Raw genomic sequence first — 16,173 nt, 5'->3', positions numbered from 1 at the left:
CGCCCGCCGCTGGAACTTAACAGTGTAAAAACAGCATGTATATCATGGCCCAGGCCGCGACCGATAGAAGGGGTTTCCACATGCCAAAATACGGCATGCCCGTCGACCACTACGAGAACTTCCCGGTCGCCTCCCTGCTGCTGCCGAGTCGGCTGCGCGAGGCGGTCCAGCACATCTACCGCTACGCGCGCACGGCCGACGACATCGCCGACGAGGGCGATGCGCCGCCCGCCGAACGCCTGGCCGCGCTGGCCGGCTATCGCGCCGGCCTGGCCGCCATCGAGCACGACGCCGCGCTGCCCGAGACCGCACCGGCGGCGGTCTTCGAGCCCCTGCGCACCGTGGTCCGCGCCTTTCGCCTGCCCATCGAGCCCTTCGCCCGCCTGCTCACCGCCTTCGAGCAGGACGTCACCCAGCACCGCTACGCCGACGAAGCCGCCCTGCTGCAATACTGCCGGCATTCGGCCGACCCGGTCGGCGAACTGATGCTGCGCCTGTACGACGCGGCCGACGCGCACAACCTGCACGATTCGGACGCGATCTGCACCGGCCTGCAGTTGGTGAACTTCTGCCAGGACGTGGCGATCGACCTTGCCAAGGGCCGGGTCTACGTACCGCAGGACGAGCTGCGCGCCGCCGGCCTGGCCGACGCCGGGCTGCGCGGCCAGACCGGCACCGCCGCCTGGCGTCGGCTCATGGCCCGGCAGCTCGAGCGCGCCCGGGAGCACCTGCTGCGCGGCGCGCCGCTCGCCACGCGCCTGCCCGGACGCATCGGATGGGAGCTGCGTTTGGTAGTATGCGGCGGTTTGCGTATTCTGGACCGTATCGAAGCGGCCGACTACGACGTGTTCCACGCCCGTCCCACCCTCGGCCGCCGCGACTGGCTCGCCATCGGCGGACGCGCCCTCACCTATCGCCGCGTCGCGCCCGCGCAGCCGGCCACGCCATGACCCCGGACCAGTACTGCCAGGAAAAGGCCGCGCAGAGCGGCTCGAGCTTCTACTACAGTTTTCTCTTCCTGCCGCCGGAAAGAAGGCGCGCCATCACGGCGCTGTATGCCTTCTGCCGCGAGGTGGACGATGTCGTCGACGAAGTGAACGACCCCTCGGTGGCGCGCATCAAGCTCGCCTGGTGGCGCCAGCAGGTGAGCCAGATGTTCGCGGGCAGGCCGGACCATCCCGTCACGCGCGCGCTGCTGCCGCACCTGGGCGCCTTCGACATCACCGAGGCGCGCCTGCAGGCCATCGTCGAGGGCATGGAGATGGACCTGACCCAGACCCGCTACCTGGATTTCCCGGGCCTGGAACGCTATTGCTGGCACGTGGCCGGGGTGGTGGGCGAACTCTCGGCGAGCATCTTCGGCTACACCGACGCGCACACGCTCGAGTACGCCCGCAAGCTCGGCCTCGCGCTGCAGTTGACCAACATCATCCGCGACGTGGGCGACGACGCGCGGCGCGGGCGCATCTACCTGCCGGTCAACGAGCTGCAGCGCTTCGACGTGAAAGCCGCCGACATCCTGAACGCGCGCCAGTCCGACAAATTCGTCGCGCTCATGCGCTTTCAGGCCGAACGCGCCCAGACGGTCTATCGCGAAGCGCTGGCGGCGCTGCCCGAGGCCGACCGGCGCACCCAGCGACCGGGGCTCATCATGGCCGCGATCTACCACGCCCTGCTCGACGAGATCGCGCGCGACGAATTCCCGGTGCTGGATCGCCGGATCAGCCTGACCCCGGTGCGCAAACTCTGGATCGCCTGGAAGACCTGGGTACGCGGCGGGCGCATCGCCCTGCCGCCCAGCGCGGCGTGAGTGCCGTGCGCCCCGCTGCTGCGCTCGCCGGCCGCCGCGTGGCGGTGATCGGCGCGGGCTGGGCCGGGCTGTCGGCCGGCCTGGCCCTGCAGGCGTGCGGCGCCGAGGTCGTCGTCTACGAGGCAGCGCGCCTGGCCGGCGGGCGCGCGCGCCGCGTCGATGCAGCGGCAGGGTTCGCCGCTCCGCTGGACAACGGGCAGCACATCCTGCTGGGCGCCTACACGGAGACGCTCGCGCTCATGGCCGGGCTGGGCGTCGCGCCGGCGCAGCGGCTGCTGCGCCTGCCGCTGCGTCTGGAACGCCTGGATCGCAGCTTCGCCCTGCGGGCGCCGCGCCTGCCCGCACCCTGGCACGCGGCATTCGCCCTGCTCGGTGCGCGCGGATTGACCTGGCCCGCACGCCTGGCCGCGGTGCGCTTCGTCCATGCACTGCGCCGGCGCGCCTGGCGCGCCCAGGCCCGCACCGTGGCCGACCTGCTCGCTCGCGAACGCCAGCCCGCCGCGCTGGTGCAGGGCCTGTGGCGCCCGCTATGCCTGGCCGCGCTCAATACCGAGCCCGCCGAGGCCTGTGCCGGCCTATTCTGCGCCGTGCTGCGCGATGCACTGGATGCGCCGCGTGCGCACAGCGACCTGCTGCTGCCGCGCGCCGACCTCTCCGCCCTCTGGCCGGACGCCGCGGCGGCCCGCCTGGCGGTGCGCTACGGTGCGCCGGTGCGCCGGCTTGCGCCCGGCATCGACGCCATCGAGGTCGAAGGCGCAGCCTACGACGCCGCGGTGCTCGCCGTGCCCCCCGACTCGGCCGCGCGCCTGCTCGAATCCGTACCCGGCGCGCAAGCACTGCGGCAGGCCTTGGAGGGCTACGACTACCGGCCCATCGCCACCCTCACGGTCCGGCTGGATGGCCCGGTGCCGCTCGATGCGCCGATCCTCATGCTGAACGACGACGCGCACGCGCAGCGGCACGGGCAGTGGCTGTTCGACCGCTCCCGCCTGTTCGGCCTGCCCGGCCCGGGTGCGGAACTCACCGTGGTGGCGAGCGACGCCGGCGCCTTGGCGGCGCTGCCGCGCGAGCAGGCGCGCGCCGCCCTGCTCGCCCAACTGCATGCCGAGCTGCCCGGTCTGCCGCCCGTGATCGCCGACCAGTTGCTGATCGACAAGCGCGCCACCTTCGCCGCCACGCCCCGGTTGGCGCGGCCCGGCGCGCGCACGCCCTGGCCGCGCCTGGCGCTCGCGGGCGACTGGACCGACACCGGCTATCCCGGCGTGCTCGAAGGCGCGGTGCGCAGCGGCCGCCTGGCGGCCGAGGCGCTGGCGGCCGCCGCGGCGACGTTCTGAGCCGCAGGCAAGTCGGCGCGGGGCGCTTGGGCGTCGGCCCCGGGGGGCGAGCGCCAAGGTCAGGGCGTCGCCGTCTCGCCTGAGGCGGGAGCTGGGGTCAGGGCTTCGGCCGATGCCGGGGTCGGGGTCGTGGCGGGGGCCGATGCCGGGGCTGCGACCGGGATCGATACCGCATAGGCGTCGCGGATCACCCGGCCAACGGCGTCGTAGTCGTCGTCGAAATGATGGTCGCCCGGCAAGGCGCGCACCTCCACGCCCGGCGTCGCCTTCATGCCCGGACAGACGCTGCCGTCGTCGTCCTCGCCATATACGCACACGACCAGCCCGGCCGGCAACCGCTGGATCTCGGGCGCCACCGGCACCCCGTCATTGGGCGAGGACAGCCAGTTGGCGACGTGGAATTCGAATGCCGCGCGCTGGCCGGGGCTGAGCAGCACCACGCGGGCGACGGCCGCGCGGGCGCCCGGCGACAGGCGGCTGGCGGCGAAGGGCATGACGTCGGCCCCCTGCGAAAAGCCGATCAGCACCACGCGGGGCTTGTGCCACTGCGCGCGATAGAACGCCACGATGCGCTCGAGGTCGCGCGCCCAGCCCTCGGGCGTGCGTTCGCGCCAGAAGTAGCGCAGCGCGTCCACGCCCACCACCGGCACGCCCGCCGCGGTCAGGTGCTCGGCCAGCACCTCGTCGATCTTCGCCCACCCCCCGTCGCCGCTCACCAGCACGGCGAACAGGTCGCTCGCCGGCGCGCCGGCCTTGGCCTCGACCGGTACGAGCGGCAGCTCGGCCAGCGCCGCCGGCGCGCCGGCGGTGCGCTGCGCATGGGCGGCGAGCGCGCGGTAGCCCTCGACCCAGCGCGCCTGCACCGCAGGCGCGAGCGGCCCCAGGTGGCGGGCTTCGGCATCGTCGGGATAGGCCAGCGCATGTCCCTGCGGCACGTGGGCCAGGAAGGCGCGCGCGGCCGACGCGTCCGGCTCGGTCGGGTTCTGCAGGTCGTACCAAGGCGGCGCATCGGCGCCTACCGGCAGCAGGCGCATGGGTTCGCGCCGCGCCCCGGTGGTGTACACCTCGTCCCTGCCCTCGCACAGCAGCAGCGGCGCGTTCAGGCGCGGCCGAAAGCCATAACTCAACGCGCCGACGAAAGTGCCTGCGGGCGCACCGGCGCTGACCGCGTAGGCCAGCGCGCCGCCCTCGCCCAGGCCGGCCACGATGGGCGCGTAGACCGTACGCGCCTGCAGATAGGCCTGCACGTTGCGCGCGAGATTGTCCAGGTCGCCATAGGGATACAGGCAGTCCACCGCCCGGGCGTCGCGATATAGAGTGCGCACGTCGACCCCGGCCACCAGCGCGCCGGCGCCGGCCAGCGCGCGCGCCAGCGCATCGGCGGCGGCATCCCAACCTTCCGCATCCGAGATCAGCATCACGGCCCCCGTGGCGTCCCCCTGCGGCGGGTAGACCGGGATGTTCTCGAACAGGCCATGCGAGAAGCGCACGGGCTCGGCGGCATGCGCCACGGCACCGGCCAGGGCCAGGGCCGCGCTGCAGGCCCATGCCAGCAGGCGGGTGCACGTCATTTGCCGACCACTCCCTTGAGGCCGCCATTGATGAGCGCGGTGGTGTCGGCCATGGCGAACAATGGCGCCAGCCCGCGGGCGCACACCAGGTAGCGCGCCTCCCACTGCGGGCCAAACTTGTCCTTGAAGGCGCGCAGGCCGCGGAAATTGTAGAAGCGGCCGCCGTGCATGAACATCAGGCGCGCGGTGCGGTGCCAGACCGAGGCGAGCTCGTGTTCGGACATGCCGGACATGGGCGCCATGCCCAGATCCAGGCGCTGGTAGCCCAGCGCCTGGAAGTGCAGGATCAGGCTGGTGAACAGGAAATCCATGGTCGCCGCGGGCACCTCGGGCAGATGGCGCATGAGGTCGATGCCCACCTCGATGCGCTCGACGTCCGGACGCAGCAGCGAGGCGAAGGCCACCACCTTGCCGGGCTCGCCGGGCGCGTGCAAGCGCACGACGGCCACCGGCTGGCGCTGCAGGTAGGCCGGATCGAACGTGCCCAGCGAAAAACCCTTTTCCTGTGCCTTGTGCATGCCCAGCCAGGCGTCAGACACCACGCGCAGCTCGTCCAGCACGCCGGCCACGTCCTGCGGCTCGATCACGTCCAGCACCAGGCCGTCGCGCTTGCCACGGCCCAGGGCCTGGCGCAGCTTGGCGCGCTCGGGCCCGTTGAGGCTGAAGTCGGGCAGCGACACCTGCGCCTGCTCGCCGAGCTTGAAGGCGCGCAGCCCGGCGTCCAGATACAGCGGTAGCGTCTGCGGCCGCGTCTTGTAGAAGACAGCGCGTCCGCCATGCGCGTCGGCCATCTCGATGAAGCGCCAGACCAGCTCGGACCAGTCGGCGCGCCGGCCGACCGGATCGGACAGCGCCACCCAGGAGCGGCCCTGCTTGGCGAACATGATGAAGGCCTCGCCCGAGGCGGAGAACAGCAGGCTCTTGTCGCCCATCAAGGCAAGGCCGGCCTGCGCCGTGGACTGGCGCCGCACGATCTCCTGGGCCGCGGCCATCTCTTGCTGCGTGGGCGGCTGCAGGCTCACGTCGGGCCGGCGCAACAGTTGCCACAAACCGATGCCCATCATCACGATGGAGGCCAGCATGAGCGCGCGCAGGGCGCGCGGCGCATGGGCGTCGAAGGCGAACTGCCACCACAGCCGGTCGCTGTAGTCCAGGTCGCGGTAGACGAAGAAGAAAAGCCAGATGCAGGCGAGCAGCACCGCGGACACTGCGATCAGCCAGTCCGGCTCGAGCGTGCCGGTGTACAGCGACGAGGGCCGGTCGAACTGGCGGCGCGTGAGCAGCAGCAAGGCGAGCAGACCGCAGAGCAAGGCCAGCTCGGGCACCGTCATGCCCTTGGGCAAAGCCACCACGGCGGCCGCGCCCAGCACCAGCAGCGTGCCCCACCAGGCGGCCGCCAGCCGGTGCAGCAGCCCGCGCGAAAGCAGCAGCAGGACGAAGCCGGCGATGCTGCCGATCAGGTGCGAGGCCTCGACGAGGTAGAGGGGAAGGTGCGCCGCGAGCGTTTCCACGGCCGTCTCGCTGGCCGGCGTCACGCCCGATACCAGCAGCGACACCCCGGCCACCAGCGTGCAGGCCGCCACCAGGCGGGGCGCGAGCCGGCGCGCCGCCCGCGCGACCGGCGCGGCGTAGGTGCTGGCGCGCGCTTCCAGCACGGCCAGCAGCACGGTGGCGAGCGCCAGCGGCAACAGGAAATAGACGCAGCGATACAGCGCGAGCGCCGCGGCGATCTCCCCGGCCGGCGCGCGGCCGGCGAAGGCGAGCAGGATCACCGCCTCGAACACGCCCAGCCCGCCCGGCACATGGCTGATGACGCCCAGGGCGATGCCGATGGCGTAGAAAGCCATGAACTCGGGCAGCGGCACCACGCCCTGCGGCAGCAGGAACCACAGCGAAGCCGCGGCCGCGGCCAGCTCGAGCGCGGAAATGACGAGCTGGCGCACCGCCAGCCCAGCGCTGGGCAGCGGCAGCCGCCAGCGCCCCCAGAGGGCAATCTCGCGGCGCCGGGCGCACACGGCGACGAACACCGCCACCGCGGCCAGGCCGGCGAGCGCCAGCGCCTGGACCACCCCGGCCGGCATGCGCAACAGGCTCGCCACGCGCTCGGCGTCCCAGAGAATGCCGAGCGCGCCGAACACCAGCATGCCCACCCCGAAGGCCGCGGCGTTGAAGGCCGCCGCCTTGGCGATGCGTGCGGGCTCGACGCCGGCTGCGGTGAACAGGCGCATGCGCACGCCGCCGCCGGTCAAAGCGCCCAGACCGACGCTGTTGCCCAGCGCGAAGGCAATGAAGGAGGTCAGGCAGACCGTACGCCAGGGCAAGCGCGCCCCGGCGTAGTGCAGCCCGGAGAAATCGTAGCCGGTCAGCGCCGCGTAGCTCGCCACTGTCGCGAGCACGGCCATGGCCAGATGCGCGACGGACACCTCGGCCGCGGCAGCGAGGATGTCGTCATAGGACACCTCGACCAGCACCCGGCCCAGGCCGCGAAACACCAGCAGGCCCAGGAGCAGGACGAGGGCAGCGATCAGCCAGGGCCGCAGGCGCGGCCACAGGCCGCGCGTACGGACCAGCGCGAAGGTGAGCCCGTCGGGCGCAGCCTCGGAGACTTCCGGCAACGTATCGGGCTTCATCGATGGGGAGAAAGAGACTCCGGAGGAAACGGCAAAGCCTGCTCTGATCGTGCGCCCGCCGCGGCGTAGTCTACTGAGAGCGCATCCCGCCTACAAGTCGGCTTTGTACGGACCCCGAGGGCGGCATGCGCGCCTCAGGCGCGCAGCACCCATTGCGCGGTGGCCAGCCCCAGCAGCGTCAGCCCCAGCGAGCCCAGCAGGCTGAGCGCGGCATAGCCGAAGCCCGCCAGCCAGCGGCCGGCCTGCAGCATGCCGACGACTTCCGCCGAGAACGAGGAGAACGTGGTGAACGCGCCGAGAAATCCCGTGACCAGCGCGAGGCGCACCCAGCCCGGCCAGTGCGCATGGACCAGCAGCAGGCCGAGGACCACGCCGACGAGGTAGCCGCCGACGAGATTGGCCGTCAACGTGCCCCAGGGCCAGGCGCTGCGCGCGTTGAGCCAGACGGCCAGCCCCCAGCGGGCCCAGGCGCCGAACACGGCGCCGACGGCAATGACGAAGAGGGAACCGGCGGTATTCATGGCTCGCTCCGGAGGCGCAAGATCGGGCTGCATCGTCGCAAGCGCGCCGGGCGCCGCGTCGGCCGACGGTCGGTGGCCGCGCCACTGGCCGTCGATCCGAAAAACACAGGCGGGCGCGCCCTGCCGGGGTCGCCCGCCCAGTAGCGGGGCTACGCTCGTGTGCGGCGCAGCCTGGCATACCGGCTCACACCGCGTGGCGCACGATGAACTCGCGCACCTGCTGCGCATCGCACCGCAGGTTGTGCACATGCTGCGGCAACTGCTCCAGGCCCTCGAACTGGGCCGGCCGCGGCGCGGGCCTGCCCAGTGCTTCCTGGATGGTCTCGGCGAACTTGATCGGCAGCGCCGTCTCGAGCACCAGCATGGGCACGCCCGGCTCGATGTACGCGCGCGCGACCTTCACGCCATCGGCCGTGTGCGGATCGATGAACACGCCATCGCGCTCGTAGACTTCGCGGATGGTGGCCAGGCGGTCGGCGTGCGAGCTCGCGCCGGCGACGAAACCGTGCTCGGCGAAGGCCGCCCGCAGTTCGGACAGGTCGAACTGCCCTTGCGTGCCGAGCTGCTTCCAGAGCGCCGCCACCTTGGCGCCGTCCTTGCCCATCAGGTCGTAGACGAAGCGCTCGAAGTTCGAAGCGCGCGAGATGTCCATGGACGGGCTGGAGGTGGCGTAGGTCTCGGCGGCCGGACGCGGCCGGTAGATGCCGGTGCGGAAGAACTCTTCCAGCACGTTGTTCTCGTTGGTGGCGAGCACCAGCCTGCGGATCGGCAGCCCCATGGAGCGTGCGATGTGGCCCGCCAGGATGTTGCCGAAATTGCCCGAGGGCACGGCGAACGAGACTTCGTCGGTGCTCGAGTTCGTGACGCTGCGCCAGCCGTGGAAGTAGTACACCACCTGGGCCGCGATGCGTGCCCAGTTGATCGAGTTCACCGCACCGATGCGATGCGCCTGCTTGAAGGCGAGATCGCCCGCGACCGCCTTGACGATGTCCTGGCAGTCGTCGAACACGCCGTCGACGGCGATGTTGTGGATGTTCGGCTCGTCCAGCGAATACATCTGGGCACGCTGGAAGGCGCTCATGCGGCCCTGCGGCGAGAGCATGAAGACGGCGACGCGCTGCTTGCCGCGCATGGCGTACTCGGCGGCCGAGCCCGTGTCGCCGGACGTCGCGCCCAGGATGTTGATGGTGCTGCCGCGCTGCTCGAGCACGTACTCGAAGAGCTGGCCGAGCAGTTGCATGGCCATGTCCTTGAAGGCCAGCGTGGGCCCTTCGGACAGGCCGAGCAGCGCCATGCCGCCCGACAGCGGCTTGACCGGCACGATCGCGTCGCTGCCGAAGGCCTCGCGGGTGTAGGCGGCATGCGTGAGGCGGCGCAGGTCGTCGGCCGGGATGTCGGTCGCGAACAGCTTCAGGATCTCCCAGGCCAGGTCGGCATACGACAGGCCGCGCCAGGCTTGCAGCGTGGCCGCGTCGATGCGCGGCAGCGTCTCGGGCACGGCCAGGCCGCCGTCGGGCGCCAGGCCTTCGAGCAGGATGTCGGTGAACGGCTGCGGGGCCATGCCGCCGCGGGTGGATACGTAGCGCATCAGGCAAGCTGCTCCATGCGCAGACGGGTGACGTCGGAGGTGACGACATCGAGCGCCTGCATCTGCGCGATCGCGTTGTCCACGTCGCGCTCCAGGGCCTCATGGGTGAGGAAGATGATGTCCGCGCCGTCGCCCTCGTCCTCGGGCTGCTGCTGCAGCATCGAGTTGATCGAGATCTGGTTGTCGGCCAGGATGCGCGCGAGCTCGGCCATGACGCCGGGCTGGTCGCGCACGCGCAGGCGCAGATAGTAGGCGCTGCGCACGTCGCCGATGTCGAGGATGGGCAGGTCGGCCAGTGCCTCGGGCTGGAAGGCCAGGTGCGGCACGCGATGGCCCGGATCGGCCGTATCCAGCCGCGTGACGTCGACCAGGTCGGCCACCACGGCCGAGGCGGTCGGCTCTTCGCCGGCGCCCTGGCCATAGTACAGCGTGGGGCCGACGGCATCGCCGTTGACCAGCACTGCGTTCATCGCGCCCTCGACGTTGGCGATCAGACGCCCGGCCGGCACCAGGGTGGGGTGCACGCGCAGTTCCACGCCCTCGGGGCGCTTCTTGGTGATGGCGAGCAGCTTGATCCGGTAGCCGAGGCGTTCGGCGTGGCGGATATCCACCGACGACAGCCTGGTGATGCCCTCGACGTAGGCGCGCGAGAACTGCACCGGGATGCCGAAGGCCATCGAGGCGAGCAGCGTGAGCTTGTGCGCGGCGTCGATGCCTTCGATGTCGAAGGTGGGATCGGCCTCGGCGTAGCCCAGGCGCTGCGCCTCGGCCAGCACTTCCTCGAAGGGCAGCCCGCGGCTGCGCATTTCGGACAGGATGAAGTTGGTGGTGCCGTTGATGATGCCGGCCACCCACTCGATGCGGTTGGCGGTGAGGCCTTCGCGGATCGCCTTGATGATGGGGATGCCGCCGGCCACCGCCGCCTCGAAGGCCACCATCACGCCGCGCTCGCGTGCGGCGGCGAAGATCTCGTTGCCATGGTTGGCGAGCAGCGCCTTGTTGGCGGTGACCACGTGCTTGCCGTTGGCGATGGCCTCGAGCACGAGCTGGCGCGCCACGGTGACGCCGCCGATCAGCTCCACGACGATGTCGATCTCGGGGTCGCGCGCGACGGCAAAGGCGTCGGCCTCGACCGCCACGTCGGCGCCCACGCGCGCCCGCGCCCGCGCCACGTCACGCTCGCCGACCTTGGTCACGACGATGCGGCGCCCGGCGCGACGTGCGATTTCGTCGGCGTTGCGTTCCAGAACCTTGAACGTACCGCCACCGACGATACCCAGGCCCAACAGGCCGACGCGGATCGGCTCCATGTGTTCGGTCATACTGTCCTACTCAGTCAGAAATGCATCTTGTCGAAACACCCGTTCGCTGCGCGATGGCGCCGATCGCCCTGCCGGCAGGGCAAGGTAACCCGATAATCTAACGTAACGCTGGGTGATGGGCAAATGGCGAGCCTGCCGAGCCGCGCGCCGCTCAAGTCGTGCACCGGGCGGCCGCCTTGGCCGCGCTCGGCGTCGTGCCATAACGCGCCTTGAAAACCCGGGTGAAATAAGCTGCACTGCTGAAGCCACAGCGATACGCCGCCTGGGCCACGGCACCGGCATCCCCCGACACCAGCCGCGCATGCGCGGCCGCGAGGCGGCAGTCCAGCAGGTACCGCGAGAACGACACGCCCTGCGCGGCGAACAGCCGGGCCAGGTGCCGCACCGAGATGCCGCAGTGCGCGGCCACCTGGGCGGCGTCCAGCCCGGGATCGACATAATGCTGCTGCACGTACGACCGCGCGGCCAGCAGATGCGCCGGCGTGGCGGCAGCGGCCGGCGCCGCGCCGCGCAGCATGCCCTCGAGCGCGGCCAGCAGCGCCTGGCGCTGCGCCGGCCGCGCGGGCGCCCCGGCGAAGGCCTCGCGCGCCAGGCGGCGCAGCGCGGCGCCGAAGGTGCGCCCGACCGACGTGTCCGCGGCCAGCCGCCGCGGCGCGCACGGCACCGCCAGGCCCAGTGCACGCACCCGCGTCGTGGGCACGTCGAAAAGGTACTGCCACATGCGGCCCGGAAAACCGAACAGATACGGCTGGCTGGTCGAATAGACGATGAGATCGCCCGGGCCCACGCTGGCGCAGCCGTCGGCGTGATAGAAGAAAGCGTGGCTGTCGAGCACCAGCGAGACGAAGACCGCATCCTTCGGATGCGCGTGCACCAGGCCGGCGGTGCGCTCGATGACGTGGGCGTTGCCGGCGATCTCGACCACGTGCATCTCGTCGCCCAGCGCACGCGTGCGCTTGCTGACCTCCAGCGCCTGCCCGTCGAAGGTCGCGCAGCGCAGCCCGACCAGGGTGCTGGCATTGCTCGCCTCCCAGAAGGCGATGCGCTGCGCCGCGGGAACGGACTGCGTGGTGATCAGATCGGGGTGGGGCCAGGTCATGGCAGCTCCGAAAGGCCGGCGACAGCGCGATGCATGCACACGCCGCCAAGTATAGCGAGCCGGGATGTCCGCTGCGGACAAGCCCGATGGCCGCGGCAGACAAGCCGCGCGCGCCGGCGCTTCCTAAACTAGCGCCCAGGAGGCCCGCCCACGCAGGCGCCTCCCCGTCCGTTTCGACACGCTTACAGGAGACTGCCATGCCCAAGCTGGAAGGCGCCGAGTTCTGGCGCGGCCTCAAGCCCATCGCCAACTCGTTCAAGCCGGATGCCCAACCCGAGGTCTATCTCGCCAATGCGCCGATAGACGACGAGCGCTACTACGTACCGTTCAGCGAGACCGTGTCCTCGCGTCCGCTGTGGATCTCGCCGCAGCAGAACAAGTGGTGCGACGTACTGATGGCCAAGGGCGCCGGCCTGGTCAACCGCCATTACCACCCGCACGAGGTGTTCGCCTACACGATCTCCGGCAAATGGGGCTACCTGGAACACGACTGAATCGCCACCGCGGGCGACTTCGTCTACGAGACACCGGGCGAAGGCCACACCCTGGTCGCCTATGAGCACGAAGACCCGATGCGGGTGTTCTTCATCGTCAAGGGCCCGCTGATCTGGCTCGACGAGAACGGCGAATCGGTCGGCCACTTCGACGTGCACGACTACATCGCGCTCTGTCGGAACCACCACGAGAAGGTCGGCCTGGGCGCGGACGCCGTGGACAAACTGTTCCGCTGAGCCGGGGGGCGCCGGCCTCGCCGGGGCTCGCCCGGCGCCGGGCCGGCGTTCAGATCGCGCCGATGTGGTGGCTGCGCCGCAGCGCGAAGGCGAGCATGACGAGCGTGACGCCCTGGAACAACAGGTCGAAGGCGAGCAGCAGGCCGAGGATGACCAGGCTGTTGCCGGGCCAGCCGGCTGCGACCAGGATCCCGGCCAGCAAGCTGATTGCGCCCGACAACGCCAGCCACGGCCACCCCGGCTGCGAACGATGCTGGAACCACACCCACAGGCGCAGCGCGCCTGCGGCGATCAGGCTGGCCCCCAGCAGCAGCGTCAGCGCGGCCGCGCCCGCCACCGGATTGGCGATCGCGAACAGCGCCGCCAGGACGTACAGCCCCCCGGCGACGGTCCAGAGCAGGAAGCCGCGCCAGTTGCGCACGCGCCAGGCCTGGATGAGCTGGGCTACGCCGCCCACTAGCATCAGCACGGCCACGAAGAGTACGCTGACGATCGTCGCGGCGAACACATAGGCCGCGGCCAGCAGGCCGAGCACCAGCATGAGCACACCGACGGCCAGGAACCAGCCCCAGCGCGCGCCGAGCGCACTGAGGGTTTCGGCCACCGGCGTGACGCCCCCGACGCCCGATGCTTCGGAGCTGCCTGGCGGGCGCCCTGCGGCGGGGACGTTGTGCGGATCGGCCATCATCACTCCCGGGTTCAGCGCGCTGCGCGACGATTCGATGTTACGTCCGCCCGGCCCCCTGCGCTATCATTTTCCCGAAACCTCGGAGATTTTCTTGAAACTGCACGCCGACACGAACCTCAGCCTGAACACCGTGACGGCCTACGGCGCCGGGTATGTCGAAGTCAATCGCCAGCGCTACGACGGCGCGGTGGCATTCTCCCCGGAAGGCGAAGTCGCCGTCTGGGAGATCGCCAGCATCGCACAGCTCACCTCCGCTCACCTGCTCGAGGCCATCGGCGTCGCGCCCGGCGAGGACGACCCCTTCGCCGCGCTGGACGACGAGCCGTCGTTCGCCATGCCGGCCCAGGGCGGCACCGAAGTGCTGCTGGTCGGCACGGGTGCCCGCCAGCACTTCCTGCGCCCCGACGTGCTGCGCCCGGTGCTGCGCGCCGGCGTGGGCGTCGAGGTCATGGACACCCAGGCCGCCGCCCGCACCTACAACATCCTCATGACGGAAGGCCGCCACGTGGCCGTCGTCCTGCTTCCCGCCTGACCCCACTTTGACGCCAGCGCAATGACCGCACTCACCACGGGCTCGTCCGTACCCGATCTCGAACTGCAATCCACCACCGGGCCGCTCAACCTCGCCCACATGCAGGGCCGCGCGCTCGTTCTCTACTTCTACCCCAAGGACAACACGCCGGGCTGCACCACCCAAAGCCAGAATTTCCGCGACGCCCACGCCGACTTCACAGCGGCCGGCGCCACCGTCGTCGGCGTTTCGCGCGACAGCCTGAAGTCGCACCAGAGCTTCTGCGAGAAGCAAGGCCTGCCCTTCACCCTGGTCAGCGATCCCGACGAAACCCTGTGCAATCTGTTCGGCGTCATGAAGATGAAGAACATGTATGGCAAACAGGTACGTGGCGTGGAACGCAGCACTTTCCTGATCGGGCGCGACGGACGCATCGCGCAGGAATGGCGCGGTGTCAAGGTGCCCGGCCACGTCCAGGCGGTACTCGAGGCCGTGCGCGCGTTCTGAGCCTGCAACGGTTCTGCGCGCAAGCCCGGCCTGCGGTATCGTCGTCCTCAGCACAACCCACCAGGAGATCCGGCTCATGCCGCTTCCCAAGATGCCGACTCGGCTCGCCACGATTCTGCCCGTGCCCGACAAGGCCCCCGCGCTGAATCGTCGTGCCGCCAAGACGGCTGCCGCGCACAGCGTGGCCACCCTGCCAGAATCCCCCGCGAACGAACAGGTCCAACCCGAACTCCAGGGCCTGCAGTCGGTGCCCATCGTCGCGCGCGCGCCGCGCAAGAACGGCGCACGCAAGACGACCGCGAACGCCACGCCGGTGCTGCTGCAACCCGCCGTCGCACCTGCGCCTGCACCTGCACCTGCGGCCGAGGCCGAGGCCGCATTCGACATCCCCGCCGCCGCACCGGTGACGCCGGTCAGGGCCAAGGCCATCGCGGCCAAGCCCAGGGCGGCCGAGCGGCCCCGTCTCTTCGTGCTCGACACCAACGTGCTGCTGCACGATCCCAGCTCGCTGTTCCGCTTCGAGGAACACGACGTGTTCCTGCCGATGATGACGCTCGAGGAGCTGGACCACAACAAGAAGGGCATGTCCGAAGTCGCGCGCAACGCGCGCCAGGTGAGCCGCACGCTCGATACGCTCATCACCGACGACTCGCCCATCGCCGAAGGTGTGCCGCTCTCCGGGCTGGGCAACCGCGAAGCGCGTGGACGCCTGCGCCTGCAGACCGAGGCCATGGCCAACGCGCTGCCGGCCGAGCTGCCCGTGGGCAAGGCCGACAACCAGATCCTGGGCGTGGTGCACGCGCTGCAGCAGCGGTACAGCGACCGCGATGTGGTGCTGGTGTCCAAGGACATCAACATGCGCCTGAAGGCGCGCGCGCTCGGCATGGCGGCCGAGGACTACTACAACGATCAGGTCCTGGAAGACGCCGACCTGCTCTATTCCGGCATCCTGCAACTGCCGGAAGATTTCTGGAACCGCCACGGCAAGGGCGTCGAATCCTGGCAGCAGGGCGGCAGCACCTTCTACCGGATCAGCGGCCCGCTGTGCGCCAAGTTCCACGTCAACCAGTTCGTGTACTTCGAGGGCAGCATGCCCTTGTATGCACAGGTGCGCGAAGTCACCGGCCGCACCGCCGTACTGCAGACGCTGCGCGACTATACCCACAGCAAGAACAACGTGTGGGGCATCACCGCGCGCAACCGCGAGCAGAACTTCGCGCTCAACCTGCTCATGAACACCGACTGCGACTTCGTCTCGCTGCTCGGGCAGGCGGGCACCGGCAAGACCCTGCTCGCGCTCGCCGCGGGCCTCACCCAGGTGCTCGAGACCAAGCGCTACACCGAGATCATCATGACCCGCGTCACGGTTCCGGTGGGCGAGGACATCGGTTTTCTGCCCGGCACCGAGGAAGAAAAGATGCTGCCCTGGATGGGCGCGCTCGAAGACAACCTCGACGTGCTCAACATGGGCGACGGCGAGCCGGGCGGCAACCATGGCGGCGAATGGGGCCGCGCGGCGACCATGGACCTCATCCGCTCGCGCATCAAGGTGAAGTCGCTGAACTTCATGCGCGGGCGCACCTTCCTCAACAAGTTCCTCATCATCGACGAGGCGCAGAACCTCACGCCCAAGCAGATGAAGACGCTCATCACCCGCGCCGGCCCCGGCACCAAGGTGGTGTGCCTGGGCAACATCGCGCAGATAGACACGCCCTATCTCACCGAAGGCAGCTCGGGCCTGACCTACGTGGTGGACCGCTTCAAGGGCTGGCCGCATTCGGGCCACGTCACCCTGCAGCGCGGCGAGCGTTCGCGGCTGGCGGACTACGCGGCGGACATCCTCTGAGCCAGAGGCTGCGGC

General features: G+C 70.4%; 13 protein-coding genes and 1 pseudogene. 7 read left to right on the top strand and 7 right to left on the bottom strand.

The genetic code is table 11. The annotated features are described in order from the left end of the window. The first annotated feature begins 80 nt into the window (after positions 1-80). Genes hpnC through hpnE form a run of 3 tightly spaced genes read left to right on the top strand, consistent with a single transcriptional unit; the run spans position 81 to position 3,144 of the window. Positions 81-950, top strand: a complete 870-nt coding sequence (gene hpnC, locus FOZ76_RS20810) for a squalene synthase HpnC (protein ID WP_342781883.1) — start codon at positions 81-83, stop codon at positions 948-950. After that, entirely contained in the window at positions 947-1,810 is an 864-nt protein-coding gene (hpnD, locus tag FOZ76_RS20805; protein ID WP_143950189.1) for a presqualene diphosphate synthase HpnD, read from the top strand. The genes hpnC and hpnD overlap by 4 nt, the downstream gene beginning before the upstream one ends. Positions 1,811-1,815: 5 nt before the next feature. After that, the gene (gene hpnE, locus FOZ76_RS20800) at positions 1,816-3,144 is read left to right on the top strand and encodes a hydroxysqualene dehydroxylase HpnE (RefSeq protein ID WP_143950188.1); all 1,329 of its coding nucleotides are present in this window, start codon (positions 1,816-1,818) and stop codon (positions 3,142-3,144) included. A gap of 59 nt (positions 3,145-3,203) precedes the next feature. Here the strand turns inward: hpnE and FOZ76_RS20795 are convergent, their stop codons facing one another. The 6 genes from FOZ76_RS20795 to FOZ76_RS20770 form a co-directional block, all read right to left on the bottom strand. Further along, complete coding sequence (locus FOZ76_RS20795; protein ID WP_143950187.1) at positions 3,204-4,715, bottom strand: virulence factor family protein; 1,512 nt, start codon at positions 4,713-4,715, stop codon at positions 3,204-3,206. Then, the gene (gene mprF / locus FOZ76_RS20790) at positions 4,712-7,330 is read right to left on the bottom strand and encodes a bifunctional lysylphosphatidylglycerol flippase/synthetase MprF (protein WP_211366356.1); all 2,619 of its coding nucleotides are present in this window, start codon (positions 7,328-7,330) and stop codon (positions 4,712-4,714) included. The genes FOZ76_RS20795 and mprF overlap by 4 nt, the downstream gene beginning before the upstream one ends. A 149-nt stretch (positions 7,331-7,479) precedes the next feature. After that, positions 7,480-7,866, bottom strand: coding sequence for a fluoride efflux transporter FluC (locus FOZ76_RS20785; protein WP_143950185.1), 387 nt, complete (start codon positions 7,864-7,866; stop codon positions 7,480-7,482). Between the two features lie 184 nt (positions 7,867-8,050). Further along, positions 8,051-9,454: a threonine synthase gene (gene thrC / locus FOZ76_RS20780; protein ID WP_143950184.1), complete on the bottom strand. Its 1,404-nt coding sequence runs from the start codon at positions 9,452-9,454 to the stop codon at positions 8,051-8,053. Further along, complete coding sequence (locus FOZ76_RS20775; protein WP_143950682.1) at positions 9,454-10,764, bottom strand: homoserine dehydrogenase; 1,311 nt, start codon at positions 10,762-10,764, stop codon at positions 9,454-9,456. Before FOZ76_RS20775 ends, thrC begins: the two co-directional genes overlap by 1 nt. Before the next feature lie 163 nt (positions 10,765-10,927). After that, the gene (locus tag FOZ76_RS20770) at positions 10,928-11,875 is read right to left on the bottom strand and encodes a helix-turn-helix domain-containing protein (RefSeq protein WP_143950183.1); all 948 of its coding nucleotides are present in this window, start codon (positions 11,873-11,875) and stop codon (positions 10,928-10,930) included. Positions 11,876-12,072: 197 nt separating this feature from the next. Here FOZ76_RS20770 and FOZ76_RS28305 point away from each other — a divergent pair. Next, positions 12,073-12,606, top strand: a pseudogene (locus tag FOZ76_RS28305) (2,4'-dihydroxyacetophenone dioxygenase family protein). A 49-nt stretch (positions 12,607-12,655) separates the two neighbouring features. On the opposite strand, the gene FOZ76_RS20760 reads toward FOZ76_RS28305, so the two are convergent. Next, the gene (locus tag FOZ76_RS20760) at positions 12,656-13,294 is read right to left on the bottom strand and encodes an HdeD family acid-resistance protein (protein WP_246129677.1); all 639 of its coding nucleotides are present in this window, start codon (positions 13,292-13,294) and stop codon (positions 12,656-12,658) included. A gap of 91 nt (positions 13,295-13,385) precedes the next feature. On the opposite strand from FOZ76_RS20760, the gene FOZ76_RS20755 reads away from it, so the two are divergent. From FOZ76_RS20755 to FOZ76_RS20745, 3 genes are all read left to right on the top strand, one after another. Next, on the top strand, positions 13,386-13,826 hold the full coding sequence (locus FOZ76_RS20755) for an Mth938-like domain-containing protein (RefSeq protein WP_143950182.1): 441 nt from the start codon (positions 13,386-13,388) through the stop codon (positions 13,824-13,826). 21 nt (positions 13,827-13,847) lie between these two features. Then, positions 13,848-14,312 carry a peroxiredoxin gene (locus FOZ76_RS20750; RefSeq protein ID WP_143950181.1) on the top strand — a complete coding sequence of 155 codons (465 nt, stop codon included), beginning with the start codon at positions 13,848-13,850 and terminating at the stop codon, positions 14,310-14,312. A 76-nt stretch (positions 14,313-14,388) separates the two neighbouring features. Further along, positions 14,389-16,158 (top strand): PhoH family protein, encoded by a 1,770-nt coding sequence (locus tag FOZ76_RS20745; RefSeq protein ID WP_143950180.1) that lies wholly within the window; start codon positions 14,389-14,391, stop codon positions 16,156-16,158. Positions 16,159-16,173: the final 15 nt, after the last annotated feature.

Origin of the sequence: Verticiella sediminum (assembly GCF_007558815.1) — a bacterium.
GTDB classification, from domain to species: domain Bacteria; phylum Pseudomonadota; class Gammaproteobacteria; order Burkholderiales; family Burkholderiaceae_B; genus Verticiella; species Verticiella sediminum.
The sequence above is the reverse complement of the archived record's forward strand: the minus strand, read 5'-3'. Positions and strand labels throughout refer to the sequence as shown.